Source organism: Mesorhizobium sp. (assembly GCF_004962925.1).
GTDB lineage: Bacteria > Pseudomonadota > Alphaproteobacteria > Rhizobiales > Rhizobiaceae > Mesorhizobium.
The window spans coordinates 1-1,123 of record NZ_SUEO01000399.1 but is presented as its reverse complement, the minus strand read 5'-3'; the positions used below and the strand labels follow the sequence as shown (position 1 = coordinate 1,123).

1 protein-coding gene is annotated in these 1,123 nt (G+C 67.4%); it reads right to left on the bottom strand.

Annotated elements, in window-relative coordinates; translation table 11 throughout:
* Positions 1-1,123 (bottom strand): aldehyde dehydrogenase family protein (locus E5W87_RS35365; RefSeq protein WP_292408584.1); only part of this gene is annotated, 1,123 nt, incomplete at both ends.

Genomic DNA, 1,123 nt, shown 5'->3' with positions numbered 1-1,123 from the left:
CTTGCCGGTCAATGCCGAGAGTGCTGCCGGCGCACCCGGCGCGACGGCCAGCACCGCATTGCCGGCCGCGAGCGCCTGGATCGCCTGGGCAAGCAGCGTGTCGGCGTCCGGCCCCAGGCAGAGCACACGGCCGCGCGGTGACAGCGACAGCGTGTTGGCCTCGCCCGTCGGTCCAGGCAGGTCGACCTGGCCGAAATCTATGCCGGCGGCGGCACCGATGGCGGCAGCGCCCTTGCCGCGCAGATGCTTCCTCAGCACCGCCACCCGGTCCGCCCGCGTCGACCAGCCGCCGAGCGTCGGGTCGAGCAGATTGTCGGCGAGTTCGGTCGCCGTCACCTTGCGGCCGTCAAGAACAGGCGTGCCCGCCTCCGGCCCCTTGCGGAAGCGCCTGAGATAGTGCGGTCCGCCGGCCTTCGGCCCGGTGCCGGAAAGCCCTTCGCCGCCGAACGGCTGCGAGCCGACCACGGCGCCGATCTGGTTGCGGTTGACATAGATGTTGCCGGCATGGATGCCGTCGACGAAATGTTGGGCGCGGCCTTCGATGCGGGTGTGCAGGCCGAAGGTCAGGCCATAACCCTTGCGGTTGATCGCGGCGATCACCGCATCGATGTCATCGGCGTCGAAGCTGGCGACATGCAGCACCGGCCCGAAAACCTCGCGCTCCATGTCCTCGATGCCCTTGACCCGAAAGACATGCGGCGCCACGAAGCGGCCATTCTTCGGCGCTTCGAGCTTGGCGATCAGCCGGCCCTGCAGACCCATGTCGGTGCAATAGTCGCGGATCGATTTTTGCGCCTCGTCGTCGATGACCGGGCCGACATCGGTCGAAATCTGCCAGGGATCGCCGACGCTGAGCGCCTCCATCGCGCCCTTCAGCATCTCCAGCATCTTCTTCTCGACGTCCTTCTGCACATAGAGCACGCGCAGCGCCGAGCAGCGCTGGCCGGCACTCTGGAAGGCCGAGGCAAGGATGTCGCGCACCGCTTGTTCGGGAAGCGCGGTGGAATCGACGATCATTGCATTCAGCCCGCCGGTCTCGGCGATCAGCATGGCGTCGGGCGCGGCGGTCTCGGCCAACTGCTTTTCGATCAGCTTGGCAACTTCGGTCGAGCCGGTGAAGCAG